This window comes from Defluviimonas sp. SAOS-178_SWC, from assembly GCF_039830135.1.
GTDB lineage: Bacteria > Pseudomonadota > Alphaproteobacteria > Rhodobacterales > Rhodobacteraceae > Albidovulum.
In genome coordinates, this window is sequence record NZ_CP156081.1 from 155,111 (window position 1) to 180,505 (window position 25,395).

Genomic DNA, 25,395 nt, shown 5'->3' on the forward strand with positions numbered 1-25,395 from the left:
CCGGTTTGGGGTTTCAGCCAAGATTCGTAAGGGCTTCGGGAAAACCTGACTACAATATGGCGGCACCTGCGCGTATCGTTGCCAAACGGACTCAATTTTTGGCATTTTTCTACCATAACAGGCCGTTAAACTGTCATATGGTTGTCCTATATAGCGCGGGCCGGATAATCTGTGGCTTGGGAACGGCAAACCGGTAGATACTGGCCGAACGGAACGGGATGGTGATTTCATGAAGCGTAAGGTGACGAAGGCGGTGTTCCCTGTTGCAGGTCTTGGGACCCGCTTCCTGCCGGCAACGAAGTCGATCCCGAAAGAGATCATGACGCTGGTCGACCGCCCCCTCATCCAATACGCCATCGACGAGGCGCGCGCCGCTGGCATCAAGGAATTCATCTTCGTGACCTCGCGCGGCAAGGGCGCGCTTGAGGACTATTTCGACCACGCGCACGAGCTTGAGGCGAACCTGCGCAAGGCCGGCAAGGAAGAGTTGCTGGAAGCGCTCAAGGACACCAACATGGAATCCGGCGCGATCGCCTATATCCGCCAGCACAAGGCGCTGGGCCTTGGCCATGCGGTCTGGTGCGCCCGCCGCCTGATCGGGAATGAACCTTTCGCCGTTATCCTGCCCGACGACGTGATCGCGGCCGAAAAGCCTTGCCTTCAGCAGATGGTCGAAGCCCATGCCGAGGTTGGCGGCAACATGGTCGCCGCGATGGAAGTACCGCCCGAAAAAGCTTCGGCCTATGGGGTGCTGGACATCAAGGACGACATGGGGTCGATGGTTTCGGTCAAGGGCATGGTTGAAAAACCGAAGCCGGACGAAGCGCCATCGAGCCTTGCGGTTATCGGGCGCTATATCCTGACGCCGAAGATCATGCAGAACCTCAACCGCATGAAGTCCGGCGCGGGCGGCGAGATCCAGCTGACGGATGCGATCGCCGACGAGATCAAGAAGTCCGGCAACGTTTACGGCTACCGCTTCCGCGGCCAGCGGTTCGACTGCGGCTCGAAAGCGGGGTTCCTTCAGGCGACCGTGGCCTTCGGCCTGGCGCGCGAAGAGCTGCACGACGAGTTCAAGCAGTTCCTCGTCGGTATGACGGCAATGCAGAAGGCGGCCGAGTAAGAGCGAATGACCAAGCACGTTCTGGTGACGGGCGGTGCCGGTTACATCGGTTCGCACGCCTGCAAGGCCCTGAAAGCAGCCGGCTATACTCCGGTGACCTTCGACAACCTGGCGACCGGTTGGCGCGATGCCGTGCGGTTCGGCCCGTTCGAGGAAGGCGATCTGGCCGACCGTGAACGGATTGATGAGGTCTTCGCCCGCTGGCGGCCCATCGCTGTCATGCATTTCGCGGCGATCAGCCTCGTTGGCGACGCCATGCGCGATCCGGGCACCTATTGGCGCGTCAACGTGCTTGGCGCGCTCAACCTGATCGAGGCTTCGGTTGCGGCCGGCTGCAAGGATTTCGTCTTCTCTTCCACCTGCGCTACATACGGCGACCAGGACGGCGTTGTGCTTGACGAAGACTCTCCGCAGCATCCGCTCAATGCCTACGGCAAGTCCAAGCTGGCCATCGAACAGATGCTCGGCGATTTCGGTGCAAGCCACGGGTTGAACTCGGTCATCTTCCGGTATTTCAACGTCGCGGGCGCGGATTCCGAGGGCGAGGTCGGGGAGTTCCATCGGCCGGAGACCCATCTGATTCCGCTGATGCTGGACGCGATCGACGGCAAGCGGCCGGCGCTGACCGTGTTCGGAACCGATTATCCGACCCGCGACGGCACCTGTGTCCGCGACTATGTTCACGTGATGGACCTTGTCGATGCCCATGTCGCCGGGCTGAAATGGCTGGAGGCCGGGCAGGGTTCCCGCGTCTTCTGTCTCGGCACCGGCCGGGGCTTTTCCGTCCGCGAGGTCATCGACCAGTCGCGCGTCGTGACCAACCGCGACGTGCCGGTGATCTTCGGCGAGCGGCGCGCAGGCGACGCCGTGAGCCTCGTTTCCGGGAGCGAACGCGCACGGCGCGACCTGGGATGGCAGCCCGACCGCTCGCATATGGCGCAGATGATTGCCGATGCCTGGCGATGGCACCAGTCGGGCCACTTCGAAAAGTAGACCTGTAACCTGCCGGAATCACCCTGCTTTCCGATGTGAACCGCAGTCGACTATCCAGTTTACGTGAAACGGGGCGCTCTGTATCCTCACCCGGCAACAAGGATTGAGGCAGGTCACACGCCCGGCGCGCCTACTCGCGTTCTGGCTTGGTTAGCGCAACCTCGTCTTAAGCCGTGTCGGTTAGGGACGGTCCCGAAAGGGCCGGAAACGAAGGATGCGAATGGGCCTTTGGGACAGATACCGCCTGCGGCTTCGGCGCAAGCGTCTGCGGGTCCGGGCGTTTCGCAAGCGGCGGGAGCTGTCGACCGTCGCTGACCGGACAGCCGACCTCGGTGCGGACGATATCCTGCTGGTGGCGGTGCTGCGCAACGAACGTGTCCGCCTGCCCTACTTCCTGCGCTACTACCGCGATCTTGGCATCAACCACTTCCTGATGGTCGACAACGGATCGGACGACGGATCGCGTGACTATCTCGCGGCGCAGCGGGACGTGTCGCTATGGACGACTGCGGCGAGCTACCGGGGGTCGCGCTACGGTGCGGACTGGATCAACTGGCTCTTGATGCGCCACGGCCGGGGGCACTGGATCCTCGCCGTCGATGTTGACGAGTTCTTTATCTACCCGTTCTGCGACACGCGGCCGATCCGGGCGCTGACCGACTGGCTCGACACCTATTCGGTCCGCGCGTTCCCCGCGATGGTTGTCGACATGTATCCCAAGGGGGCGATCGACGCGGAGCCTTACCGCGAAGGCAAGAACCCGTTCGAGACCGCGGGCTATTTCGACAGCGGGAACTACGCGATCGCCAAGAACCCGACCTTCGGGAACCTGTGGATCCAGGGCGGACCAAGGGCGCGGACGATGTTCGCCGACACGCCGAAAGACGCGCCGTCGCTGAACAAGATTCCGCTGGTGAAGTGGCACTGGTCTTACTGCTTTGCGAGTTCGACCCACATGCTGCTGCCGCGCGGGCTCAACCTGACCTATGACGAATGGGGGGGAGAGAGGGCCTCCGGTTGCCTTCTGCATGCGAAGTTTCTGTCGACCTTCAAGGACAAGGTCGCCGAAGAGCTGAACCGGCGAGAGCATTTCGCCGACAGCCGCGAATACATAGCCTATTCCGAGACGCTGAAGGACGACCCGGTCCTGTGGTGCAAGTGGTCCGAGAAATACATCAACTGGCGGCAACTCGAGATTCTCGGGATGATGTCGAAGGGAAACTGGGCGTGACCTCGACACTCGGCTTCATCATGATGTGTCACACCGCGCTCGACCGGGCCGCGCAGGTGGCGCGGTTCTGGGCCGAGGCGGGCTGCCCGATCGTGATCCATGTCGACCGGCGCGTGAGCCCGGTGAAGTATCATGGCCTTGTCGATGCGCTCGCCGATCTGGAGATCGTGAGTTTTTCCCGCCGCTATGCCTGCGAATGGGGCACCTGGTCGCTGGTCGCCGCCACGCAAGCGGCGGCGACGCAGATGCTGGCCCGCCATCCGCGCGTGCGCCATGTCTACCTTGCGTCCGGTTCGTGTCTCCCGCTCCGCCCGGTGGAGGAGTTGATAGACTACCTCGACGAACGGCCCAACACCGACTTCATCGAAAGCGTCACCACGTCCGATGTGAGCTGGACCATCGGCGGGTTCGATTCCGAGCGATTCACGCTGCGGTTTCCGTTTTCCTGGCGCAAGCAGCGGCCGCTCTTCGATGCCTACGTCAAGATCCAGCGGCGGCTTCGGGTGAAGCGGCGCGTTCCGAAGGGGATCGTGCCGCATCTTGGCAGCCAGTGGTGGTGCCTGACCCGGCAGACCCTGTCCGCGATCCTCGAAGACGCCGACCGGCAGCTGCACGACCGCTATTTCAGGATGGTCTGGATCCCGGATGAAAGCTATTTCCAGACGCTCTCAAGGCTCTATTCCACCCGGATCGAGAGCCGGTCGCTGACCCTGTCGAAGTTCGACGTGCAAGGCAAACCACATACGTTCTACGACGACCACCTTCAGCTTCTGCGCCGGTCGGACTGCTTCGTCGCGCGCAAGATCTGGCCGCATGCCGACCGGCTCTACCGCACCTTCCTTGCCCCCGCCGCGGAACAGGCCGCGCGGGCGGAGCCCAACCCGGGCAAGATCGACCGGCTCTTCGCCAAGGCGGTGGAGCGGCGCACACGCGGCCGCGCCGGGCTTTACATGCAAAGCCGGTTTCCGCGCAAGGACCACGAAAACGGCAAGACCAGCGCGCCCTATTCGGTCTTTCACGGCTTTTCCGACCTCTTCGCGAATTTCGACATCTGGCTGTCAAAGTCGATCGGCGGCCGGGTGCATGGCCATATTTTCGGCCCCGGACGTGCGGAATTCGCCGGAGGAGAGACGGTCTTCAACGGCGCGCTCTGCGACAGCGCCGCTTTGCGCGATTACAACCCGCGATCCTTCCTGACCAACCTGATCTGGAACACCCGGGGCGAGCGCCAGTGCTTCCAGTTCAGCCCGCGCGACAATCAGGATTGCAACTGGTTCATGGCGACCGACCCGAACGCGCAGATCTCGGTGATCTCGGGCACCTGGGCGGTGCCGCTCTTGCGGTCCAACATGAACTTCTCCGACATCCGCAAAGAGGCCGCGCGGCTGCAAAAGATCGAGACCCAGCATCTGGCGATCCTGCGAACCATGTTCGTGAAGGCGCGGGTGCGGATCTGGACGATGGCAGAGTTCATCGAGAATCCGATGGAATCGCTTCAGAGCATCGTCGATGAGATCCGGCCCCGCGCGCTGCGTCAGGTCGCCGAAGCGCCGAAGATGGTCGATCTGACCGGGTTTGGCCAGTTTCTTCAAAACCTCAAGAATCAGGGGATGCAGCCGACGCTGATGGGCGATTTCTCCGTTGGCGACGATCCGCGCCCTTCGGCGGCTGATCATGGTCGGCCCTTTCTGGTTCGTTAGGTGGTGATTGGCGTGACCCGTCCCTTCGACTACTTCGTCATCTTTGCCGAAATGCGCACCGGCTCGAACCTCCTTGAGGCGACGCTGGGTCAGGTCGAGGGGCTGACCTGTCACGGCGAGGTCTTCAACCCCGACCATATGGGCGGGCCGAACGTGTCCGAGGTGCTCGGCGTCTCGATGGCGGAGCGGATCGCCGATCCGGCCGGGTTGCTCTCCCGTATCCGCTCGGCGCCGGGCTTCAATGGCTTTCGGTTCTTCTTCGATCACGAACCGCGGGTGCTGGACGCGATCCTGAACGATCCGCGTTGTGCCAAGATCGTGCTGACCCGCAATCCCGTCGATTGCTACATCAGCCTCAAGATCGCCTACAACACCAAGCGCTGGCAGCTTGGCAACGTGAAGGACCGGATCGTCTGGAAGCCGCCCTTCAAGCCGGCGGAGTTCGCCGCATTTCTGGAAGAGCGTCAGGCCTTCCAGCTCCGCCTTCTCAACGCGTTGCAGGTGACGGGTCAGACGGCCTTCTATCTCGACTACGAGGATTCGCTTCGGGTCGAGGTCATCAACGGGCTGTTGCAATTCCTCGGCTTCGAAGATCGGATCGACAGCATCTCCGACGATCTGGTGCGGCAGAACCCCGAGGAAATGGCCGACAAGGTCCGCAATTTTACCGAGATGGAAGAGGCGCTGGCAAAGATCGACTGGTCGAACCTTGCGCGCACCCCGAATTTCGAGCCGCGCCGGGCGCCGGGCGTGCCGCGCATCGTTGCGGCCCGCGGGGCGCCGATCCTCTATCTGCCGTTGCCTCCCTATGACGACCGCCATATCCGGGACTGGCTGACCGGGCTCGGGGAGGGCGGGCTTGAGGAGGATTTCACCCAGAAAACGCTCAGGGCCTGGAAGCGCCGGGCACCCGGCCATCGGAGCTTTACGGTCCTTCGTCATCCGCTGACCCGCGCCAACGACGCGTTCGACGTGGTCATGACCCGCGACGGCTATGGCGATCTCCGCGCCACCCTGCGCGGCCACTATGGCGTGCCCATCCCGCCAAACGACGAAATCGCCGCGATGGGTCCGAACGAGTGGCGTGAGGCGCTGATCGGCTTCCTCGGCTTCGTGAAGGCCAACCTCGCCGGCCAGACCGGGCTGCGTCAGGACGCGCTTTGGGGCACGCAATGGTCGGTGCTGAACGGGTTCGCGAATTTCGCGCCGCCCGACCTTCTGTGCCGGGAAGACACGTTGCACGCCGATCTGTCCTACCTGGCCAAGTCGGCGCAGATCAAGGCGCCGGCGCTGACGGTCATTTCGAACGGTGGCGCACGTGTGCCGGTCAGCGCCATCCATGACCGCGAGTTGGAAAACCTCGTCCGCGACGTCTACCGCCGCGATCATATGTCCTTCGGGTTCGGCGCCTGGAAAGCGCCGAAGTAGGCTCAGGCCGCCTGGGTAGACCGCGCTTCGGTCAGGACCGCGTGCAGCGCCGCCGGATCGCTGTTGGCCCGGAGCTTGGCGCAAGTCGCCGCGTCCCGCATCGTGCGTGAAACGAGCGCCAGCGCTTTCAGATGGTCGACGCCGGAATCCTTCGGCGCAAAGAGCGCGAAGACCAGATCGACCGGCTGACGATCGACCGCGTCGAAGTCCAGCGGCTTTTCGAGCCTGAGGAACACGCCGACGACGCGATCCAACCCGTCTAACCGCGCATGTGGAAGGGCGACGCCGTGGCCCACACCTGTCGGCCCAAGGCTTTCACGTTCCTGCAGCGCGTCCACGGTCTCGGCAGCGTCGAGACCGTAGATTGATTGCGCTATCTCGCCGAGGTCCTGAAAGAGGCGCTTCTTGCTGGTCACATGTCCGAGCACCCGGACCGCCGCCGGCTTCAGAAGGCTTGTAAGTTCCATTTGCCTTACTTTTCCGCGCCGGCCGGACCGGCGCTTTATTTGCTGGCCGACGTATCGATCCAGCCGACGTTACCATCATCGCGACGGTGAACCACATTGACCCCGCCGCTCTTCTCGTTGCGAAAGACCAGAAGCGGGGCCCCTGCAAGCTCCATCTGCATCACCGCCTCGCCGACCGACAAAGACGGTATCTGCGTCTCCATCTCGGCGATGATCATCGGTTGCAGCGTGTCGGGCTCCGAATCCGCCGATCCTCCATTCGCGGCGAGCACATACATGGGTGCCCCGGCGAATTCAACTGGTTCGGTTCGGTCGCGGTGATGGTCCTTCAGGCGGCGCTTGTAGCGGCGCAACTGCTTGTCCATCTTCTCTCGGCAGGCCTCGAACGCCGCATAGACCTCGGTCGCGTTGCCCTTCGCCGTCGCCGTCAGGCCGGTCGACAGGTGCACGGTCGCCTCGCAGATGAACTCGTAAGCATCACGGGAAAAGATTACGGTGGCGTCGGTGGGCCGCTGGGAATACTTCTCGACCGTTTCGCCGAGTTCCGATTTCACATGCGTCTGTAAGGCGTCGCCAACATCGATCTGCTTGCCACTGATCCTGTATCGCATGACACCTCCTTCGGTTGATTACTCTGTGATTTATTCGTGCAAAAACGTTTCGCAAGAGGGGCTTGGGTATGCGGGATGATCATTTCCCCCTCAGGACAGTCTGCGGCCGGTCCGTTTCGGAAACCTTCCGACGCCTTCGCCCGAACGATGAGGGTATGCGCATGCATTTGCGATATTTGGCGACAGTTCTACGGGCGATGTCAACGCCTTCCTTCCGAAGCACTTCGCATATTTTTTCATCGGCGAGCGGCGCGTCGGCCGATTCCCCGCCAATCAGCGCCCGGATACGGCGTTGTATGTCGAAGGGCGAAATCGCACCGTCGGCGCCCGGAATTGCACGCGAAAAGAAAAGTGACAGCGGGTAGACCTTGTTATCCGCCAAAAGCGCCTTTCCGGCCAGTGCGCGGCCCAGCGTCGAGGCGTGCATCGCAAGCGCTGACGCCGCGTCCGCTCGGGTAACCGGAGTGAGTGTCTCGTGCTGCCCGAGAAAGAACGCGGACTGTGTCGCGGCGATATAGGTTCCGATTCGCAGAACCGTATCGCGCCGTGCGGTAAGGCCCTCGGACATGCGGCCCGCCCGGTCGAAAAGCGACCGCTGCTCCTCAGTTTCGAGGCTTCGGCGACTGACATCCATGGTCGATAGGCGCGGCAGCGCGCCGGTAAGAAGCGTGACCGTCACCTTTCCCTGCGGACCCGCTTCCACGACAAGTTCAGGAATAACGACATCAATGGGACTTGATGCGTCGGTAATGGGTGTTGAACCGAAGCCGCGCAACAGCGCTGCAATCCGCTCGAGAACTTCCGGCGCCTGGCCAAGGGTCCGGCCAAGCTTCGCCCAGTTCGCTTCGGCGAAATCGCCGAGGTGTTGGGTCGCGGCGTGGGCAAGGCTGCGGTCGATGCCGGCCTCGGCAAGCTGAAGCTCAAGACATTCGGAGAGGTTGCGGGCACCGATCCCCGTCGGCTCACAGCGCTGGAGCGCGTCAAGCCCGGCCTCGAGCACGTCAAGCGGCGCGCCGGTTTCGCCTGCGAGGTCGCCGAGCGCCATGTCGAGGTAGCCATCCTCCCGCAATTCGCCGATCAGGTAGAGCGCGGCCGCCTCGGTTGCGGGATCGAGCCGCTGCATGGCGATCTGTCGGTGCAGATTGTCGAGTAGGTTTTCGGGCGCCGCCGTCGTGGCCAACGCGTGATCATATGCGGCCGTTGTGCCGCCTTGAGGCTCTACCACGAGGAACGGGTTCTCCTCGGCCTCGCGCGCGATCTCGTCGGCAAGCGCATGCGTCGGCATCCGGAGTATGGACAGGGACTGACGCATCATCGGCGACAGCGCGATGCCCTGTCGCTGGACGAGGTTCATGCCGGATTTCATCGCCATGTCGTCCCCGTCAGAGGATGCGGAAGTTCTGGCCCAGATAGACCCGGCGGACATTCTCGTCGCGCACGACCTCGTCAGCGGTGCCGCTCATCAGAACGACGCCGTCGTGGAGGATGTAGGCCCGGTCGACGATCTCCAGCGTCTCGCGGACATTGTGGTCTGTGATCAGGACGCCGATCCCGCGGCTTTTCAGGTCTTGCACCAGATGCCGGATATCGCCGACCGAAATCGGATCGACGCCGGCGAACGGCTCGTCGAGAAGAAGATATTTCGGGTCCGCCGCGAGGCAGCGCGCGATCTCTACCCGCCGACGTTCGCCACCCGACAGGGCGAGCGCGGGCGCGCGGCGGAGATGCGTGATCGAGAACTCCGACAGAAGCTCCTCAAGTCGTTCGCGGCGCTTGTGCACGTCCGGCTCGGTGATCTCCAGCACGGCGAGGATGTTGTCCTCGACCGACAGGCCGCGGAAGATCGAGACTTCCTGCGGCAGGTAGCCGATGCCGAGCCGTGCGCGCCGGTACATCGGCAGGCCGGTGACGTCGCGGCCGTCGATCAGGACCTGGCCCGCATCCGGCGCGATGAGCCCCGCGATATTGTAAAAGCAGGTCGTCTTGCCCGACCCGTTGGGGCCGAGAAGCGCCACGACCTCGCCCCGCGCCAGGTCCAGTGACACGTCACGGATCACCGGACGGCGGCGATAGCTTTTTCGCAGGTGGAGGACGCGGAGACCGGCGCTTCCTTCGGCCAGTTTCAGGTCGGGCGGCGGGGTCATCAATTGTCCCCCGGTTGCAGGACCGTCTTCACCCGGCCTTCCATGCGGCCCGTCCCCGATTTCAGATCGACGGTCAGCCTCTGGCCGGCGACGGTGTTGGCACCCTGGGTCAGCAGGACGTTCCCCGTCATCACGACATCGCCGCTGTTGATCGTATAGACCGCCTCGGCGGCCTCGGCCGCGTCGGTGCCGCTGACCAGCGTCACGCCGCCAGTGGCGTGGAGCCGTTCGATCCGGGTCCGGTCGTCGTTCCCGTACTCGACCAGAACCTCCGCCGCCGACAAACGCATGTCGCCTTGCGCGACGAGCACGTTGCCGGTGAAGGTCGCGGTGCCGTCCGTCTGGTTGACCGCCAGTTGATCGGCCGTCACCTCGACCGGGAGCGACGGGTCCGCCCGGATGCCGCCAAAGGCAAGCTGGGCACCCTGAGAGAGGGCGGCGACCGGCGACAGGGTCGCCAGCACCAGTGCGGCGGTGAGGGCACGAAAGGTCATCGTCATTCGGGATCCTTCTCCGCCGGCTGGTATATCAGCTTCACACCTTCGTTGAACAGCAGGACGTAACCCGGGATTTCGGCATCCTCGTGGCGGATTTCCATGTTCCCCGCGTCGATCGTGCCATAGGGCGCCTCGGCACGGACAGCGCCGTTGGAATGAAGCTCTGTCCGGTCCAGCGCGCTGTCAAGACCGGGCGTGGCCATCCGGTAACCGGACGAGGTCACGATCCTGACATCGCCGGTCAGCGACATGCGCCCCGCGCCCTCGTCTATACGCCCTTCGGCGGCGCTGAGATCGATACGAAGGCCACCCGGCGCCTCGTATACCGCGACAAGGTTATCGGCTGTCGCGGCACCGGTGTCCGTTCCCGGCCGGGCGGTATGGGCCTGGATCATCAGGGCCGCCCCGTCGACCGTGACACCTGAATACTCCGGCGCCGTCAGTCGTTGGTCGCGGGCAAGCTCCTCGACATCCACCTCGGCATAGGGCAGCGCCTGATCGGTGTCGATCCGGCGCGAAAACAGGAAGAGAGTGGAGAGGATCGCGAGCGCCAGAAGCGGCATGATGATCTTCAGCCAGAAGACCACGCGCGAATGGACATTGTCGCGAACGACCATCGCCTCAGACCACGCCGGCGCGCAGGCAGTCGTGAATGTTGAGAATGCCCGCCGCGTGGCCGTCTCCATCAGGTTCGACCACGAAAAGGCAGGTGATCTTGCGCTCTTTCATCAGCGCGACGGCCTTCTCGGCGACCTGATCGGGTCCGATCGTTCGGGGACCTTCCGTCATGACTTCGGCCGCCGTGCGGTCAAGAAGTCCGGCCATATGCCGCCGGAGGTCGCCGTCGGTGACGATCCCGACAAGCTTGCCCTCCGCGCCCGTCACCCCGACCACGCCAAACCCCTTCTGGCTCATGATCAGCAGCGCCTCGCTCATCGGCGTATTGGTGGGGACGAGCGGTACGGCCTCTCCACTATGCATGAGGTCGCCCACCTTCAGGAGCTTCGCGCCAAGTTTTCCGCCCGGATGGAACGTCCGGAAATGTTCGGGTGTGAAGCGGCGATGCTCCATCAGCGCAACGGCAAGCGCGTCGCCGAGCGCCAGGGTCATCGTGGTGGAGGTCGTCGGAACGATGCCCGTGCCGCAGGCTTCCTCTGTGGCGGGCAGGACGATCGCCACGTCGGATTGGCGGAGCAGGGTCGAATCCGCCCGGCTCGCCACCCCGATGAGGGGGATCGAAAAGCGGCGGGTATGGGCGATGATGTCGGACAGTTCCGGCGTTTCGCCCGAGTTCGACAGGACCAGCGCGACGTCGGCCTCGGTCACCATGCCGAGATCCCCGTGGCTGGCTTCGGCAGGATGAACGTATTGCGCGGGCGTGCCGGTGGAGGCGAGGGTGGCGGCGATCTTGCGGCCGATATGACCGGACTTGCCCATCCCCGAGACGATCACCCGCCCCCTCGCCTTCAGGATCAGGTCGACGGCGGCCGAAAAGCTGTCACCAAGTGCCGCGGACAGCGCGTCGAGGCCGCGCGCCTCGATCTCGATGACGCGGCGGGCGGTGGCGAGGAAAGTCGCGGGATCGGTCATGTGGTCAATGCGTGAAGATGTCGGCGCTGTCGTCCCAGCCGAGAAGATCGAGTTCGGCGCGGACCGGCAGGAAGTCGAAACACGCCTGGGCGAGCGCGGCGCGGCCTTCACGCGCGAGCCGCGCGTCGAGTTCTTCTTTCAGCCGGTGCAGGTAGAGAACGTCGGATGCGGCATAGTCGAGTTGCGCCTCGGTCAGCGTCGCGGCGCCCCAGTCCGAGGTCTGCTGCTGCTTGGAGACATCGACGCCGACCAGTTCTTGCAGCAGGTATTTCAGCCCGTGGCGGTCGGTGAAGGTGCGGATCATCTTCGACGCGATCTTGGTGCAGTAAACAGGCGCGGTCGTGATGCCGAACGCGGTCTTCAGCGCGGCGATGTCGAAACGGCCGAAGTGAAACAGCTTCAGCACCGCCGGGTCGCCCAGCATCCGCGTCAGGTTCGGCGCCACCTTCTGCCCTTTCGCGATCTGCACCAGATGCGCGTCGCCGTCCCCGGCGGACAGTTGCACGACGCAAAGCCGGTCGCGGCGGGGATCAAGGCCCATGGTTTCGGTGTCGATCGCGACGATCGGGCCGAGATCGAGCCCATCGGGCAGGTCGTGCTTGTGAAGGTAGTTCGTCATCGCGGCCTCTTGCCATGCAGGCGCGTTCGATCCGGGACTGCCCGCACGCCGATCCTGGTTAGTTAAGCCATAAGGCGGCGGCGCTCAATGCCCGTGGGCGGAACGGGTCCGCGCACCGGCGGCATTCCGATGGCGGAACGCCGAATCCAGATCGTGTCCGAGACTGCCCAAAAACGCGACAACGGTTGCCCGGTACACCGGACAACCGTCGTCACCACGCCACGTAAGATCCTTGGGTCCGGTCACACCGGAGCAAAAATGGTTGTCTGGTTTCCCAGCATCGCCACGGATCTCGGCACATCCCGCGATTAGCGGCAATTCTGGAAACAAAGATGCGTCTTCGGAATTACTTTTCGGGGAATTACCAACAATCGTCACTACTTACACGTGCATATCACCACGACTCGGGGCGATTCCGATACCTGTCTTTTTAGACTAGTCCTTTTCGCCTGAAGGCGGGGAAATGCCTGCCGCGCGGCAGGCCAACCCGCGTTTCGCTCTTCCCGATTCGGCTTCCCCGACCGCACGGGATGCCGAATTTCAGGATCTGCGCGAAACACACCCCACTTTGTAACGAATTGAAAAGTCTAGGATACATTCACCGCAAACATCGCCAGCATGCCAAAGAGCGCGATCACCAAAAGCAACAGAAGCGTGTCGGCGGGAAGCGCTTCATCATCGAATTCCTCGGCGAGCGTAATCCGCCGCCGCAGGGACCGCATCCGAACATAGGCGATAAGAACGACGAGGGCGCCGGATATCAGCAGTGTCATTTCCGACCAGAAATTCGGCGGCCCGCCGCGAAGGCGCTCTGCCGCCAATCCGAAGCCCACGATGGCCACGGCTGTCCGGACCCAGGCGAGGAATGTGCGTTCATTCGCCGAATGGTCGGTATAGTTCCTGATCATTGTCCTTCTCCGTCCCGATGCCTGCATCGTCCGGGGCGCGATCCATTGCTCCGCGGCGGCCACCGCGCCCTGCGCCTTCCCATCAGGGCGCATTTCTCCCACAGTGGTCAATGCGCGACGGGCAGCCCGCGATTCCGGCTTGATCCGTGTCAACGCCTGATCGCGTGCATTGGCGCAAGAACGAAGGGTGTTCGAATCCCCGGCAATCGAAAGATCTCAGGATGGAGTCCCGACACAGGTGCAACCTCGGGCGTTATCTGCCTCGCGGGGTAGCGTCAAAATGACGCCGCCCGCCGCGACAAGGATCGGCCCGCGGGGCGACGCGACGTCCCAGGGACGTGTAACGGCCGTCCGCGGCCCGGTTCTGGACATCGCCTTCGAGGGTCAAAAGCCGGACCTGCGCGAAGCGGTTCTGATCCATGCGGACGACGGGCAGATCGTCACAGAGGTTCAGGCGCATCTCGATGACCGGACGGTCCGGGTCATCGCGATGCGGCCAACGCAGGGCATCTGGCGCGGTGCAGCGGCAGAGCGGACGGGAAAGCCGATCATGGCGCCGGTTGGCGACGGTATTCTCGGGCGGCTCGTCAACATGATGGGCCAGCCTGCCGACAACGGCGCGGCTTTTCCCGCCGGTACGCCGCTTCGCCCGATCCATCGCGACGCCCCGCCGATGTCGCGGCAAAGCGCAGCGACCGAGATTTTCGCGACCGGGATCAAGGTCATCGACCTGCTGGCCCCGCTCGCCCAGGGCGGCAAGGCCGCGATGTTCGGCGGCGCGGGCGTCGGCAAGACCGTTCTGGTGATGGAACTGATCCACGCGATGGTTGCCGGATACAACGGCATCTCGGTCTTCGCCGGCGTCGGGGAACGTTGCCGCGAAGGCCACGAGATGCTGAACGAGATGAAGGCGTCGGGCGTCCTCGACCAGACCGTGCTGGTCTATGGCCAGATGAACGAACCGCCGGGCGCTCGATGGCGCGTCCCGCTCACGGCCATGACCATCGCCGAATACTTCCGCGACGAAGAGGCGCGGAACGTCCTTCTGCTGATGGACAACGTCTACCGGTTCGTTCAGGCGGGGGCCGAGGTTTCGGGCCTGCTTGGCCGGAAACCGTCGCGGGTCGGGTATCAGCCGACGCTTGAAACCGAGGTCGCCGATCTTCAGGAGCGTATCGCCTCCGTCGGCAAGGCCTCCGTCACCGCGATCGAAGCAGTCTATGTCCCGGCCGACGATTTCACGGACCCGGCGGTTGGGGCGATCAGCAGCCATGTCGACAGCATGGTTGTCCTGTCGCGCCAGCTTGCCGCCGAAGGGATATATCCCGCCATCGACCCGATCTCGACAACGTCGGTTCTGCTTGATCCGCTCGTGGTGGGACAGGAGCATGCCGATATTGCCGGAAGGGTCCGCGAAGCGATCGAGCACTATATCGAGCTCAAGGACGTCATCGCCCTTCTCGGCGTGGAGGAACTCGGCACCGGGGAGCGCCTGTCGGTCGGCCGTGCGCGTCGTTTGCAGCGGTTCCTGACCCAGCCCTTCTTCGTCGCGTCGGCGTTCTCGGGGATGGAGGGGCGGTCGGTGCCGATAAAGGACACCATCGCCGGATGCCGAGCGATCCTTGAAGGGGAGTGCGACGACTGGGAGGAAAGCGCCCTCTATATGGTCGGCACCCTGGACGAGGCGCGGCAGAAACAGGCGGCGATGCACCATGCCCCCCAGAAGGCTGAGAAGGTGGGCGCATGACGGGTTCAACGCTGACCCTCGTCATCTCCACGCCGCTCGACGTGATCTTTCGCGCCGACGACGTGTATTCTGTCCGCGCCGAGGATGAAAGCGGCGGGTTTGGAATCCTGCCGAGGCATGTCCCGATGCTGGCGGTGCTGCCGGCTTGCGTACTGCGCTGGCGGCGGAAGACCGGCGACTGGTCCTTTTGTGCCCTGCGCGGCGGGGTCCTCAAGGTCGAGGGCGGGAAAGAAATTCGTGTGGCCTGCCGACAGGGAGTGCTTGGATCGGACCTGTCGACCCTGGAACGCGGGGTTCAGGAACACCTCGAAGCGGAAGACGAAGCGGCCCGCGCGGCGCGGGTCGAACAGGCCCGCATGCATGTCCGGGCGATCCGGCAGATCATGCTCCACATCTCGGACGGCGGAGGGATGGACATGGATGCGGCAATCGACGGTTTGATGCAATGACGGACGACCGGGAAGATCCGACGCTCGACGCCGCCGCGCGAGAGGCGGCCCGCCGCGCGACGCAGGCTGCGAACGATCCCGAGCCCTCGCTGGGCCGCCGGTTCGGACAGATCGGCGTGCTGGGATGGATGATCGTGGTTCCAACCTTGATCGGCGTGATCGCCGGGGGCTGGCTGGACCGGATGCTCGGCACCGGCATCACCCTGACGGCAGCGCTGACGATGGCGGGTGCCGCCCTCGGGCTCTGGCTGGCGTTCAGATGGATGCATGACCAATGACGGATATTTTCCAAACCATAGCCACGTTTCCCGGTGCCTGGCTGGTTCTTCCCCTTGTTGCATTCGGGATCGGCTACATCGCCGGGGCGGTCCATTTCCGGGCGCTCGAAGGGATCGCGCGCCGCATCGTCGCCGGCGATCTCCGCGCCATTGCCTTGCAGGTCGGGCGGATGGTCCTTCTCGGCGCCATGCTTGCAGTCCTGGCGCTGATCGGTGCGCCGACGCTGATCGCCGGCGCGGCCGGTGTCCTCTTGGCGCGGGCGCGGGTGCTTTCGCGGACCAGGGGGGCCGGATGACGGATTCCCCGCTCTCGTCCCAGATCGCCTTCAGCGTCGGGCAGGTTCCGGTCGCGACGCTGGTTGTCGTCACCTGGGGAATCATGCTGGTTCTGGCTCTGGCCGGCTTCATTCTCACCCGCCGGCTCAAGCTCGACGCCGGGCCGGCGCAAACGGTCCTCGAACTCATCGTGACGACGCTCGACGCGCAGATCGAGGCGACGTTGCAGCGCGACCCTGCCCCCTATCGCAAGCTGATCGGCACACTCTTCCTCTTCATCCTCGCGGCGAACTGGGCCTCGCTCGTCCCTGGTGTCGAACCGCCCACGGCGCACCTCGAAACCGACGCGGCGCTGGCCTTCGTCGTCTTCGTCGCGACGATCTACTATGGCGTCCGGTCGAACGGAGCGCTCGGCTACCTCAAGACATTCGCCGAACCGTCCTGGGTCATGATCCCGCTCAACCTCGTGGAGCAGATCACGCGCACCTTCTCCCTGATGGTGCGTCTTTTCGGGAATGTGATGAGCGGGGTTTTCGTGATCGGCATCGTCCTGTCGCTCGCCGGGCTCCTGGTGCCGATCCCGCTCATGGCGCTCGACCTGCTGACCGGGGCGGTCCAGGCCTACATCTTCGCCGTTCTGTCCACCGTCTTCATCGCCTCTGCTGTTGGTGACGCGAAACCGAAAGCCGCGTCATCCGCCGGCGCGGCCCCTGCTCAGAAAGGAAGCTGACTTATGGACTACATAAAACTCGCGAGCATCATCTGCGCCACGCTCGCCGTTTCGTTCGGGGCGATCGGCCCCGCCCTCGCCGAGGGTCGGGCAATCGCCGCGGCGATGGATGCGATCTCGCGGCAGCCTGAAGCCTCCGGCACCATTTCCCGAACGCTTTTCGTCGGTTTGGCGATGATCGAGACGATGGCGATCTACTGTCTTGTCGTCGCGCTGCTCCTGCTTTTCGCCAATCCCTACGCACTCTGAAAGGCGGCGCGCCCAATGCAATTCGACTGGTGGACATTCGCGTTTCAGGTCGTGAACGTCGTGATCCTGATCTGGCTTCTGAGCCATTTCATGTTCCGGCCGGTGGCGAAGATCATCGCCGACCGCCGCGCGGACACCAGCCGGGCACTGGAAGCGGCCGAGGTGGCCAAGCGCAAGGCGGACGAGGCGGAAGCGGCGGCGCGCGCCGAGAAGGAGAAGAACGCCGCCGAACGTTTGACGATCATCGAGGCGGCGCGAGAGGAGGCGGAGGGCCAGAAGAATGCCATTCTGGAAGATGCGCGAAAGGAGGCCGTCGAGACGCTACGCAAGGCGAAGGCGGATGCCGCCCAGGCGGCCGAAGAGGAGCGCAAGGCGCGGGTCAGAAAGGCGGCCGACCTCGCCGTCGTGATCGCGCGTCGGCTGTTGGGGAACCTGCCCGAAGATGGGCGGATTGCCGGCTACCCGAAACGCTTGCAGGCGGCGCTGGCATCGCTTGATGCCGAGCAGCGCGAGGCTCTGGGCGCCGAGACGGGAGCTTTGCGGCTCCGCGCGCCGCGACCTTTGACGAAGGCGGAGCTCGCGGCGGCTGGCAAGGCAATCCGCGCGGCACTTCCGGAGGCGCCGGAGCCTGAAGTCGATGTGGATGACACGCTGATCGCGGGGCTCGAACTGACCAGCCGGCATGGCGTCATCCACAACTCTCTCAACTACGATCTGGGGCGGATCACCGAGGCGCTGGAGAACGATGGCGAGGTCTGATCGCGAACTGCCCGCTGGAAGCACCGATATCGACAGCCTTACGGGGATCGTCGGCAAAGTGGAACTTGGCACCGAGGCCGAAGCGCTCGGCCGCGTGACCGAGATCGCTGACGGCCTCGCGCATGTATCGGGCCTCGGCGCGGCCCGGCTGGGCGAACTCCTGGAATTCGAAGGCGGCAAGCGTGGCTTCGTGCTGAACCTCGAACCCGACTTGCTTCAGGCCGTCCTTCTGGACCACAACGACGGGATCGTGGCCGGGTCGGCGGTCCGGCACACGGGAAAGCTGGCCAGCGTTCCGGTCGGTGAAGGATTGCTCGGCCGTGTGGTCGACCCGCTTGGCCGGCCGCTGGACGAGGGCGGGCCGATCGTCGCCGAGGACTGGCGCCTGGTCGAACAGCCCGCACCGGAAATCATCGACCGCGATTTCGTGAGTGAGCCGGTCGAGACGGGGCTTCTGGTCGTCGATGCGCTTTTTGCTATCGGGCGGGGCCAGCGCGAGTTGATCATCGGGGAACGCGCGACCGGCAAGACCGCCATCGCGGTCGATACGATCATTAACCAGAAGGATTCCGATGTCGTCTGCGTCTATGTCGCCATCGGACAGCGAGCGACGGCGGTGCGCCGGGTAATCGACGCGGTGCGGGAGAAGGGCGATATCGACCGTTGCATCTTCGTCGTCGCCCCGGCCACGGCGGAGCCCGGTTTGCGCTGGCTCGCCCCGTTCGCCGGCACGACCATCGCCGAGTATTTCCGCGACAAGGGCGGCCACGCGCTGATCGTCTATGACGATCTGACCAAGCATGCGGCGACGCACCGCGAACTGTCGCTTCTGGCGCGCGCGCCGCCGGGGCGCGAGGCCTATCCCGGTGACATCTTCTTCCTGCATGCACGGCTTCTCGAACGGTCGGCGAAACTGTCGAAGGAAAAGGGCGGCGGGTCGCTCACCGCTCTGCCGATCGCCGAGATCGAGGAGGGCAACCTTTCCGCCTACATCCCCACCAACCTGATCTCGATTTCCGACGGTCAGATCGTGCTTTCGACAAAACTCTTTGCCGGAAACCAGCGGCCGGCGGTCGACGTCGGTCTCAGCGTCAGCCGCGTTGGCGGCAAGGCGCAGCTTGGTGCCCTCAAGGAGGTCGCGGGCCGGGTACGGCTGGACTATGCGCAGTACCTGGAACTGCGGATGTTCTCACGGTTCGGCGGGTTCGCGGATGCGGGGCTCAAGCGGCGGATCGACCACGGCGACCGGATCAGCGCGCTCCTCCATCAGGCGCGGTATGAACCGCTGCGGCCGATCGACCAGATCGCGCTTCTCGCGGCACTGAATGCCGGTGTGCTGGACGACGTGCCGCTGGACCGTATTCCGGCCATCAAGGCGCGGCTGCGCACCGTGATCGACAGCGAGCCGAAACTGGAGTCGGTCAGGGCGCGTCCGGTTGCGTTGTCAGAGGCTGAAAAGGCCGCGCTTCTCGGCTGCGTCAACCATGCGATCGCCGATACCGCGCCGGACGGGTCCTGATGCGTCGGCCGGAGGACATCAAGGCCCGGATGGGCAATATCGAACAGGTCGAGGGCGTCGTGGTCGCAATGCGGGCCTTGGCGGCGGCGCATGCGCAGGAGGCGAAAAAGCATCTGGTCGCGATCCGCGAGCAGGAAGCCACGGTCGCACGCGCCATGGTCGATGCGCTTGCGCTGCTCGACACCCCGCTGCACGCGCCCGCGGAACCGGCGACGGGCAAGCACCTCAGGATCGTTGTCGGAGCCGCGCAGGGGTTCAGCGGATCCTACAGCGAGCGCATCGTTTCCGGCGCGATGGCAGATGAAGGGACCGCGCCCTCCACGACGTATCTTCTGATCGGCCAGCGCTGCCTCTCCGAGTTCGAAAGCCGGGGTGTGTCGCCTGTCTGGTCCGCGCATATGGCCGCCCATGCCGCCGAAGTGCCGGCCCTGGCGAGCCGCGTCGTCGACGCCGCCTTCGCGCTGCTTGGCAAGGGTGCGTTCACGCATGTGAGCATCGTCTACGGCGAACCGGAGGGGTCCGGCCAGACGTTGACGATCCGGCAGCTCATGCCCTTCGACTTCACGCGGTTCGAAACGGCTTCCCGCCCGTTTCCGCCGCTGGTCACGATCGCGCCTGCGGTCCTCGTCACGCGACTGGTCGAGGAATACGTCTTCACCGAGATCTGCGAAGCCCTGATGCTGGGCTTTTCCGCCGAGAACGACGCCCGGATGACGGCCATGTCGCGGGCGCGGAGCAACGTGCGGCAGATCCGCGAGGAGCTGCGGCGAGAGTTCGCGCAGGCCCGGCAGGAGCAGACAACGACGGAAATCATCGAACTCTCGGACGACGCCGACTGACGCGCAGCACCACGCCAACCGCAGGCGGATGCTGAAGATCGTGTACGTCGACGACGCTAGAGTTCGACCGCGTCGTGAAGCGTGGGGCAATAGGGATCGAGGCCGCGCTTCGTCAGTTCCTTGCGCATCTTCTCCATGCCTTTCTCCTTGTCGCCATGAACGAGGAAGACCTTTTTCGGCGCCCCGGCCGGCGCGATCCAGTCGAGCAACTCCCTTTGGTCAGCATGGGCGGAAAAGCCGTTGATCGTGTGGATGCGCGCGTTCACCTGGATATCCTCTCCATAGATCCGGACCGACTTCGCGCCGTCGATGATCTTCCGCGCCAGCGTTCCCTCGGCGGCGAAGCCGACGAAGACGACGCTGGATTCCGGCCGCCAGAGATTGTGTTTCAGATGGTGCTGCACGCGCCCGCCGGTGCACATGCCCGACCCGGCCATGATCACCGCGCCGCCGCGGATATTGTTGATCGCCATGGAGTCCGCCACCTGCCGCGTGAACCGCAATCCGGGCAGTTTGAACGGATGCCGCCCCTCTCGCATCTCGTCGCGCAAGGCGGACCGGAAGCCTTCGGCATGGCGGCGGAAGATCTCGGTTGCCGACACCGCCATCGGGCTGTCAAGGAAGACGGGGAGGGCGGACGGAAGCTCGCCGTTCTCGATTGCGCGTTTCAGGTGGAACAGGATTTCCTGGGCGCGCTCCAACGCAAAGGTCGGAATTACGGTGTTTCCGCCGCTTGCGATGGTCTGTCGGATAGCATCGACAAGCTCTGCGACGGACTCGTCCAGATTCTTGTGAAGACGGTCGCCATAGGTCGTTTCCATCACGACGTAATCCGCTTCGGGCGGCGGCGTCGGATCCGCCAGAACCTCATGACCGCGATTCCCGAGATCGCCGGAAAAGACGATCCTCCGGCTTTCGCCGCTCTCCGTCGCGTCGATCACGATCGAGGCCGAACCGAGGATATGCCCCGCGTCTTCGAAGCGCGCGGTGACCTGGTCGCTCAAGTGAAGCACTTCGCCGTAGGCGACGACGCGCCCGAAATAATCGAGCGTCGTCAGAACATCGGGCACGTCGTAAAGCGGCTCTATCTGCTTGTTGCCACGCCTGCGCGCGCGCCGCGAGGCGTGGGTCGCGTCCTCTTCCTGGATATGGGCGGAGTCCATCATGATGAGCTTCGCGAGATCGCGGGTCGCGGCCGTGGTGATGATCTCGCCCTTGAACCCGCGTTTCACGAGCAGCGGGATACGCCCGCAATGGTCGAGATGGGCATGGGTCAGCAGGAGGAAGTCTATCTCGGCAGGGTCGAATCCGAATGGCTCTGTGTTATCTTCGTCGGCATGCCGGCTTCCCTGGAACATCCCGCAGTCGATCAGGATGCGAAGACCCGCGCAGGTCAGCAAATGGCAGGAGCCGGTGACATTTTGTGCAGCGCCGTGAAACGATAGCTCCATCTTGAAGGCTCCTTCTTTTCAGCTGTCCGGTATTGGCGGCAGGTTCATCGATCTTGGGCCGGCGCCCGAAATACAGATCTGCCGCTGGCGGCGTACCATCCGACGATCTGGTCGCGGATTTCGTCGGCCGTCTCCGCATAGGAGAACAGGTCTTCATCTTCGGGGTCGATCACGCCCTCGGCGACGAGGAACGGGAAATCGACCGCCCTTTCCCAGAATTCGCGCCCGACGAGAACAATCGGCAGGGGGTCGATCTTGCGCGTCTGCACCAGCGTCAGCGTCTCGAACAACTCGTCGAACGTGCCGTAGCCGCCGGGAAAGGCGACAAGGGCGCGGGCCCGGTGCAGAAAGTGCATCTTGCGGAGCGCGAAATAGTGAAACCGGAAGCAGAGACCGGGGGTGAGGTAGGGATTGGGGTATTGTTCGTGCGGCAACGTGATGTTCAGCCCTACGGATTTGGCGCCGACATCGAAGGCGCCCCGGTTGGCCGCCTCCATCAGGCCCGGCCCGCCGCCGGTCATGAGGGCGATGGTGCCGCCGTCCTGCGCGTCGAGGCAGCCGCTGATCCCGGCCGCGAATTCGCGTGCCACCGCGTAGTAGCGGCTCTTGTCGACGATCCGTTCTGCGATCGCATGCGCCTGCCGCAGCTTCGGATTGTCCGGATCGTCGGCCAGCCGCTTCCGCGCCGCCTCCTCTCGCGTCCGTGCAGCGGATGGTTCGGAGATGCGCGTGCTCCCGAACACCACGATGGTGTGACAGATATCATGCTGGTTCAGACCGTATTCTGCCTTGAGGAAGTCGAGTTGAAGACGGACGGAACGAACATCGTCCGACTGGAGGAACGAGACATCCTCGTCGGCCTGCCTGTATGCATCGCTGTCCATGATCGCCCGGATCCTGACGGCAGCGTTGGGATCGTCGGAATCCGGCTTCGGGGTTTGCCAAGGAAGCGGAACCTCTCGCGGGGCCGCCGCCTTCCGCATTTCAGGGCGGTCCGGATCGGTCTTCACCATCTGGCATCTCCCAAGACGACATGGGCAGGTCGGGCCATCCGCCCGGGGACCAGCATCCCTCAGAGAGCCGGCCTTCAAGCAAAATAGTCCGGCAACCGGGTGCGGGAGATGACCGAGATCAATCGCCCGTGCCGATCAGTGTCCGCTTGCCAAGCGACCGGCGCCGAGCAGTCGCTTGGTTGAGCGGGCGATCACGCATTCCTCGTCCGTTGGCAGGACAAGCACGTCGCAACGCGACCCGGCCTTGCCGATGCGCGTGGCATTTGCCGTATTGGCATCGGGATCGAGGCTGACGCCGAGCCAATCCAGCCGCTCGCAGATAAGACGCCGGATACGCGCCGAGTTCTCGCCGATGCCGGCTGTGAAGACGATGGCGTCAAGCCCGCCAAGCGCGGCGACCAGCCCGGCCAGGGTCATGGCGGCGCGATAGCAGAATAGGTCGATCGCCTCCCTGGCCTTTGGATCGTCGCTGTCCTCAAGCACGCGCATGTCCGGGCTGATACCGGAGACTCCGAGCAGGCCGGACTGCCTATAGAGAACATCCTCGATCTCGTCGGCGGACATTCCCATTTCGCGCTGCATGTAAAGCACGACACCGGCGTCGAGCGTTCCGCAGCGCCGCCCCATGACCAATCCGTCGAGCGCGGTGAAACCCATGCTGGTTGCGACGCTTTTCCGCCCATGCATCGCACACATGCTCGCCCCGTTGCCGAGATGCGCGACGACAACGCGTCCGTCGGCCCTATCGCCCAGATGGCGTGGCAGTTCCCCCGCGATGAATTCGTAGGACAGGCCGTGGAAGCCGTAACGCAAGACGCCACGCGCGGCGAAGCGGCGCGGCAAGGCGAAGAGCCGTGCGAGTTCACCTTGGCTTTGGTGGAAGGCCGTGTCGAAACAGGCGATCTGCGGCAGGTCGGGATGGCGGGCGGCGACCGCACGAATGGCGGCGAGGTTGAAGGGCTGATGGAGCGGTGCCAGCGGTTCGAGCGCGGCGAGGGTTTCGAGGACCCGCGCGTCAATGCGGACCGGCGCGGAAAATTCCGTTCCCCCATGGACGACGCGGTGACCGACGCCGACGACGGGACCGAGCGCTGTATCCGCATCCAGCCATCGCAGCAGCCGGACGGTCAGGTCTTCCTGCCCCGCATCGGCCGAGATCGGGCCGAACGTGGCGGCATCCATACCCGCTCCGGAAAGCGTAAACCGGGGATCGGTGCCGATCCCGGCAATCTTTCCGCGCAGCATCGGCGTTTCGTTCCCGCCGGCGGGATAGGCGGCGAACTTGATGCTCGACGAGCCGACATTGAGAACGAGGATGATGGATGTCATACCGCGCCTTTTGCCCGATAGGCGGTGTAAAGCTGCGCCATCGCGCAGGACGCGAGCCGTGACATCACGCCGTCCGCCCGGCTTGTCAGCACGATCGGCACCCGCGCGCCAAGGGCGATCCCAGCCGATTCGGCGCCGGCCAGATAGATGAGCTGCTTGGCGATCATGTTGCCGGCCTCGAGGTCGGGCACGACGAGAATATCGGCGTCGCCCGCCACTTCGGACCGGATGCCCTTCGCCTCGGCCGCCGTCCTGGACACGGCATTGTCGAAGGCGAGCGGCCCGTCGATGATCCCCCCGGTAAGCTGCCCACGGTCGAGCATCTTGCAAAGCGCGGCGGCCTCGATCGTCGACGGGATCTTCGGATAGACCGTCTCGACCGCCGACAGAATCGCCACCTTGGGCCGGGCGATGCCGAGCGCGTGGGCAAGGTCGATCGCGTTCTGGACGATGTCGCGCTTGGTATCGAGGTCAGGAAAGATGTTGATCGCCGCATCGGTGACGAAAAGCGGCTTGGGGTAATGCGGCACGTCGAGCGCGAAGATATGGCTTATCCGACGCTCGGTCCTGAGGCCGGTGTCGCGGTCTACGACTGGCGCCATGAGTTCGTCGGTGTGGAGCTTGCCCTTCATCAGCACGTCGGCCTTGCCCTCGCGGACAAGGGCCACGGCGCGCTCCGCCGCGGCATGGCTGTGCGGTGCGTCGACGATCTCGACGCCGTCGAGGTTCTGGCCCGCATCCTTCGCCACCGCCACGATCTTGTCGTGCGGTCCGACGAGGATGGGAACGACCATGCCCTGCGACGCCGCTTCCAGCGCGCCGGTCAGCGAAAGCGCGTCGCAGGGATGCACGACGGCCATCCGCACGGGCGGCAGGTCATGCGTCGCCGCGAGCAGGTCACGGTAGCGGGCGCCCTGTTCGTGCAGGTGCACCTCCGGAAGGACCGCGCGGGGCCGGCGCACCTTCTCGGTCGGCGCGATGACCACCGCTTGGCCCTCGATGACGATCTCACCCTTCTGGTTGGTGCAGCGACAATCGAGCGTGAGCTGCTTGCGCGCCGCGTCCTTCGCCGCGACGGTGACCCGCACCTCCACCGTGTCGCCGATCCCGACCGGGTGACGGAACTTCAGGTTCTGATCGAGATAGATCGTGCCCGGTCCCGGCAATTCGGTCCCGAGCACGGCGGAGATCAGGGCACCGCCCCACATGCCGTGGGCAATGACTTTGTGGAACATGTCAGAATGGGCGTATTCCTCATCGACATGGGCCGGGTTCACATCGCCGGACATCACCGCGAAAAGCTCGATGTCCTCGGGCTTCAACGTGCGGACGATCTGCGCCGTGTCGCCGATCCTGATCTCGTCGAAGGTCCGGTTCTCGATATACTGCATGCTTCTTTCCTGTTCGGCTCAGGCTTCGGTGCCGACCGGTGGGCACGGGTCCGG

General features: G+C 64.3%; 27 protein-coding genes. 14 read left to right on the plus strand and 13 right to left on the minus strand.

Annotated elements, in window-relative coordinates; genetic code table 11:
- The first annotated feature begins 229 nt into the window (after positions 1–229).
- From galU to V5734_RS01625, 5 genes are all read left to right on the plus strand, one after another.
- Entirely contained in the window at positions 230–1,123 is an 894-nt protein-coding gene (galU, locus tag V5734_RS01605) for a UTP--glucose-1-phosphate uridylyltransferase GalU (RefSeq protein ID WP_347311787.1), read from the plus strand.
- Between the two features lie 6 nt (positions 1,124–1,129).
- Positions 1,130–2,116 carry a UDP-glucose 4-epimerase GalE gene (gene galE, locus V5734_RS01610; RefSeq protein WP_347311788.1) on the plus strand — a complete coding sequence of 329 codons (987 nt, stop codon included), beginning with the start codon at positions 1,130–1,132 and terminating at the stop codon, positions 2,114–2,116.
- A 220-nt stretch (positions 2,117–2,336) separates the two neighbouring features.
- Positions 2,337–3,347: a glycosyltransferase family 2 protein gene (locus V5734_RS01615; RefSeq protein WP_347311789.1), complete on the plus strand. Its 1,011-nt coding sequence runs from the start codon at positions 2,337–2,339 to the stop codon at positions 3,345–3,347.
- 20 nt (positions 3,348–3,367) lie between these two features.
- Positions 3,368–5,047 carry a beta-1,6-N-acetylglucosaminyltransferase gene (locus V5734_RS01620; protein WP_347313701.1) on the plus strand — a complete coding sequence of 560 codons (1,680 nt, stop codon included), beginning with the start codon at positions 3,368–3,370 and terminating at the stop codon, positions 5,045–5,047.
- A gap of 12 nt (positions 5,048–5,059) precedes the next feature.
- Complete coding sequence (locus V5734_RS01625) at positions 5,060–6,475, plus strand: nodulation protein NodH (RefSeq protein ID WP_347311790.1); 1,416 nt, start codon at positions 5,060–5,062, stop codon at positions 6,473–6,475.
- Between the two features lie 2 nt (positions 6,476–6,477).
- Here V5734_RS01625 and V5734_RS01630 read toward each other — a convergent pair whose 3' ends face one another.
- The 9 genes from V5734_RS01630 to V5734_RS01670 all read right to left on the minus strand — a co-directional run bounded on the left by V5734_RS01630 (position 6,478) and on the right by V5734_RS01670 (position 13,311).
- Complete coding sequence (locus V5734_RS01630; RefSeq protein WP_347311791.1) at positions 6,478–6,942, minus strand: PTS sugar transporter subunit IIA; 465 nt, start codon at positions 6,940–6,942, stop codon at positions 6,478–6,480.
- A 35-nt stretch (positions 6,943–6,977) separates the two neighbouring features.
- Entirely contained in the window at positions 6,978–7,553 is a 576-nt protein-coding gene (gene hpf / locus V5734_RS01635; protein ID WP_347311792.1) for a ribosome hibernation-promoting factor, HPF/YfiA family, read from the minus strand.
- Between the two features lie 79 nt (positions 7,554–7,632).
- Positions 7,633–8,925 (minus strand): RNA polymerase factor sigma-54, encoded by a 1,293-nt coding sequence (locus V5734_RS01640; protein ID WP_347311793.1) that lies wholly within the window; start codon positions 8,923–8,925, stop codon positions 7,633–7,635.
- 10 nt (positions 8,926–8,935) lie between these two features.
- Positions 8,936–9,697, minus strand: a complete 762-nt coding sequence (lptB, locus tag V5734_RS01645; protein ID WP_347311794.1) for an LPS export ABC transporter ATP-binding protein — start codon at positions 9,695–9,697, stop codon at positions 8,936–8,938.
- A complete protein-coding gene (gene lptA, locus V5734_RS01650; protein WP_347311795.1) occupies positions 9,697–10,197 on the minus strand; it encodes a lipopolysaccharide transport periplasmic protein LptA in 501 nt (166 codons plus the stop codon). The genes lptB and lptA overlap by 1 nt, the downstream gene beginning before the upstream one ends.
- Positions 10,194–10,811, minus strand: coding sequence for a hypothetical protein (locus V5734_RS01655; protein ID WP_347311796.1), 618 nt, complete (start codon positions 10,809–10,811; stop codon positions 10,194–10,196). The genes lptA and V5734_RS01655 overlap by 4 nt, the downstream gene beginning before the upstream one ends.
- Positions 10,812–10,815: 4 nt before the next feature.
- Positions 10,816–11,784, minus strand: coding sequence for a KpsF/GutQ family sugar-phosphate isomerase (locus V5734_RS01660; RefSeq protein WP_347311797.1), 969 nt, complete (start codon positions 11,782–11,784; stop codon positions 10,816–10,818).
- 4 nt (positions 11,785–11,788) lie between these two features.
- Positions 11,789–12,403: a ribonuclease D gene (locus V5734_RS01665; protein WP_347311798.1), complete on the minus strand. Its 615-nt coding sequence runs from the start codon at positions 12,401–12,403 to the stop codon at positions 11,789–11,791.
- Positions 12,404–12,990: 587 nt separating this feature from the next.
- The gene (locus V5734_RS01670; RefSeq protein WP_347311799.1) at positions 12,991–13,311 is read right to left on the minus strand and encodes a YidH family protein; all 321 of its coding nucleotides are present in this window, start codon (positions 13,309–13,311) and stop codon (positions 12,991–12,993) included.
- Between the two features lie 280 nt (positions 13,312–13,591).
- Between V5734_RS01670 and atpD the strand changes: the two genes are divergently transcribed.
- From atpD to V5734_RS01715, 9 genes are read left to right on the plus strand one after another with little or no spacing between them, the layout of a single operon-like run.
- A complete protein-coding gene (atpD, locus tag V5734_RS01675; protein ID WP_347311800.1) occupies positions 13,592–15,058 on the plus strand; it encodes a F0F1 ATP synthase subunit beta in 1,467 nt (488 codons plus the stop codon).
- Positions 15,055–15,507, plus strand: coding sequence for a F0F1 ATP synthase subunit epsilon (locus tag V5734_RS01680; protein ID WP_347311801.1), 453 nt, complete (start codon positions 15,055–15,057; stop codon positions 15,505–15,507). Before atpD ends, V5734_RS01680 begins: the two co-directional genes overlap by 4 nt.
- On the plus strand, positions 15,504–15,785 hold the full coding sequence (locus V5734_RS01685; RefSeq protein WP_347311802.1) for an AtpZ/AtpI family protein: 282 nt from the start codon (positions 15,504–15,506) through the stop codon (positions 15,783–15,785). Before V5734_RS01680 ends, V5734_RS01685 begins: the two co-directional genes overlap by 4 nt.
- The gene (locus V5734_RS01690) at positions 15,782–16,081 is read left to right on the plus strand and encodes an N-ATPase subunit AtpR (RefSeq protein ID WP_347311803.1); all 300 of its coding nucleotides are present in this window, start codon (positions 15,782–15,784) and stop codon (positions 16,079–16,081) included. The genes V5734_RS01685 and V5734_RS01690 overlap by 4 nt, the downstream gene beginning before the upstream one ends.
- Complete coding sequence (locus V5734_RS01695) at positions 16,078–16,791, plus strand: F0F1 ATP synthase subunit A (protein ID WP_347311804.1); 714 nt, start codon at positions 16,078–16,080, stop codon at positions 16,789–16,791. Before V5734_RS01690 ends, V5734_RS01695 begins: the two co-directional genes overlap by 4 nt.
- Before the next feature lie 3 nt (positions 16,792–16,794).
- Positions 16,795–17,040, plus strand: a complete 246-nt coding sequence (locus V5734_RS01700; protein ID WP_347311805.1) for a F0F1 ATP synthase subunit C — start codon at positions 16,795–16,797, stop codon at positions 17,038–17,040.
- Positions 17,041–17,055: 15 nt separating this feature from the next.
- The gene (locus tag V5734_RS01705) at positions 17,056–17,799 is read left to right on the plus strand and encodes an ATPase (protein WP_347311806.1); all 744 of its coding nucleotides are present in this window, start codon (positions 17,056–17,058) and stop codon (positions 17,797–17,799) included.
- Positions 17,786–19,318 carry a F0F1 ATP synthase subunit alpha gene (locus tag V5734_RS01710; protein WP_347311807.1) on the plus strand — a complete coding sequence of 511 codons (1,533 nt, stop codon included), beginning with the start codon at positions 17,786–17,788 and terminating at the stop codon, positions 19,316–19,318. Before V5734_RS01705 ends, V5734_RS01710 begins: the two co-directional genes overlap by 14 nt.
- Positions 19,318–20,157 (plus strand): F0F1 ATP synthase subunit gamma, encoded by an 840-nt coding sequence (locus tag V5734_RS01715; RefSeq protein ID WP_347311808.1) that lies wholly within the window; start codon positions 19,318–19,320, stop codon positions 20,155–20,157. The genes V5734_RS01710 and V5734_RS01715 overlap by 1 nt, the downstream gene beginning before the upstream one ends.
- A gap of 56 nt (positions 20,158–20,213) precedes the next feature.
- Here V5734_RS01715 and V5734_RS01720 read toward each other — a convergent pair whose 3' ends face one another.
- The 4 genes from V5734_RS01720 to V5734_RS01735 form a co-directional block, all read right to left on the minus strand.
- Positions 20,214–21,608, minus strand: a complete 1,395-nt coding sequence (locus tag V5734_RS01720) for an MBL fold metallo-hydrolase (protein ID WP_347311809.1) — start codon at positions 21,606–21,608, stop codon at positions 20,214–20,216.
- Positions 21,609–21,652: 44 nt separating this feature from the next.
- Positions 21,653–22,621 carry an LOG family protein gene (locus V5734_RS01725; RefSeq protein WP_347311810.1) on the minus strand — a complete coding sequence of 323 codons (969 nt, stop codon included), beginning with the start codon at positions 22,619–22,621 and terminating at the stop codon, positions 21,653–21,655.
- A 135-nt stretch (positions 22,622–22,756) separates the two neighbouring features.
- The gene (locus V5734_RS01730) at positions 22,757–23,950 is read right to left on the minus strand and encodes an acetate/propionate family kinase (protein ID WP_347311811.1); all 1,194 of its coding nucleotides are present in this window, start codon (positions 23,948–23,950) and stop codon (positions 22,757–22,759) included.
- A complete protein-coding gene (locus V5734_RS01735) occupies positions 23,947–25,341 on the minus strand; it encodes a bifunctional enoyl-CoA hydratase/phosphate acetyltransferase (RefSeq protein ID WP_347311812.1) in 1,395 nt (464 codons plus the stop codon). Before V5734_RS01735 ends, V5734_RS01730 begins: the two co-directional genes overlap by 4 nt.
- Positions 25,342–25,395: the final 54 nt, after the last annotated feature.

Excerpts from the sequence above, each read along its gene's own strand:
- V5734_RS01730 (WP_347311811.1), bottom strand. The coding sequence starts at position 23,950 with ATGACATCCATCATCCTCGTTCTCAATGTCGGCTCGTCGAGCATCAAG.
- atpD (WP_347311800.1), top strand. The coding sequence starts at position 13,592 with ATGACGCCGCCCGCCGCGACAAGGATCGGCCCGCGGGGCGACGCGACG.
- V5734_RS01735 (WP_347311812.1), bottom strand. The coding sequence starts at position 25,341 with ATGCAGTATATCGAGAACCGGACCTTCGACGAGATCAGGATCGGCGAC.
- galE (WP_347311788.1), top strand. The coding sequence starts at position 1,130 with ATGACCAAGCACGTTCTGGTGACGGGCGGTGCCGGTTACATCGGTTCG.
- V5734_RS01665 (WP_347311798.1), bottom strand. The coding sequence starts at position 12,403 with ATGACGAACTACCTTCACAAGCACGACCTGCCCGATGGGCTCGATCTC.
- hpf (WP_347311792.1), bottom strand. The coding sequence starts at position 7,553 with ATGCGATACAGGATCAGTGGCAAGCAGATCGATGTTGGCGACGCCTTA.
- V5734_RS01725 (WP_347311810.1), bottom strand. The coding sequence starts at position 22,621 with ATGGTGAAGACCGATCCGGACCGCCCTGAAATGCGGAAGGCGGCGGCC.
- V5734_RS01630 (WP_347311791.1), bottom strand. The coding sequence starts at position 6,942 with ATGGAACTTACAAGCCTTCTGAAGCCGGCGGCGGTCCGGGTGCTCGGA.
- V5734_RS01715 (WP_347311808.1), top strand. The coding sequence starts at position 19,318 with ATGCGTCGGCCGGAGGACATCAAGGCCCGGATGGGCAATATCGAACAG.
- V5734_RS01685 (WP_347311802.1), top strand. The coding sequence starts at position 15,504 with ATGACGGACGACCGGGAAGATCCGACGCTCGACGCCGCCGCGCGAGAG.
- V5734_RS01620 (WP_347313701.1), top strand. The coding sequence starts at position 3,368 with ATGATGTGTCACACCGCGCTCGACCGGGCCGCGCAGGTGGCGCGGTTC.
- V5734_RS01680 (WP_347311801.1), top strand. The coding sequence starts at position 15,055 with ATGACGGGTTCAACGCTGACCCTCGTCATCTCCACGCCGCTCGACGTG.
- galU (WP_347311787.1), top strand. The coding sequence starts at position 230 with ATGAAGCGTAAGGTGACGAAGGCGGTGTTCCCTGTTGCAGGTCTTGGG.
- V5734_RS01700 (WP_347311805.1), top strand. The coding sequence starts at position 16,795 with ATGGACTACATAAAACTCGCGAGCATCATCTGCGCCACGCTCGCCGTT.
- V5734_RS01720 (WP_347311809.1), bottom strand. The coding sequence starts at position 21,608 with ATGGAGCTATCGTTTCACGGCGCTGCACAAAATGTCACCGGCTCCTGC.
- V5734_RS01705 (WP_347311806.1), top strand. The coding sequence starts at position 17,056 with ATGCAATTCGACTGGTGGACATTCGCGTTTCAGGTCGTGAACGTCGTG.
- V5734_RS01690 (WP_347311803.1), top strand. The coding sequence starts at position 15,782 with ATGACGGATATTTTCCAAACCATAGCCACGTTTCCCGGTGCCTGGCTG.
- V5734_RS01640 (WP_347311793.1), bottom strand. The coding sequence starts at position 8,925 with ATGGCGATGAAATCCGGCATGAACCTCGTCCAGCGACAGGGCATCGCG.
- V5734_RS01660 (WP_347311797.1), bottom strand. The coding sequence starts at position 11,784 with ATGACCGATCCCGCGACTTTCCTCGCCACCGCCCGCCGCGTCATCGAG.
- V5734_RS01695 (WP_347311804.1), top strand. The coding sequence starts at position 16,078 with ATGACGGATTCCCCGCTCTCGTCCCAGATCGCCTTCAGCGTCGGGCAG.
- V5734_RS01615 (WP_347311789.1), top strand. The coding sequence starts at position 2,337 with ATGGGCCTTTGGGACAGATACCGCCTGCGGCTTCGGCGCAAGCGTCTG.
- V5734_RS01710 (WP_347311807.1), top strand. The coding sequence starts at position 17,786 with ATGGCGAGGTCTGATCGCGAACTGCCCGCTGGAAGCACCGATATCGAC.
- lptB (WP_347311794.1), bottom strand. The coding sequence starts at position 9,697 with ATGACCCCGCCGCCCGACCTGAAACTGGCCGAAGGAAGCGCCGGTCTC.
- V5734_RS01670 (WP_347311799.1), bottom strand. The coding sequence starts at position 13,311 with ATGATCAGGAACTATACCGACCATTCGGCGAATGAACGCACATTCCTC.
- lptA (WP_347311795.1), bottom strand. The coding sequence starts at position 10,197 with ATGACGATGACCTTTCGTGCCCTCACCGCCGCACTGGTGCTGGCGACC.
- V5734_RS01655 (WP_347311796.1), bottom strand. The coding sequence starts at position 10,811 with ATGGTCGTTCGCGACAATGTCCATTCGCGCGTGGTCTTCTGGCTGAAG.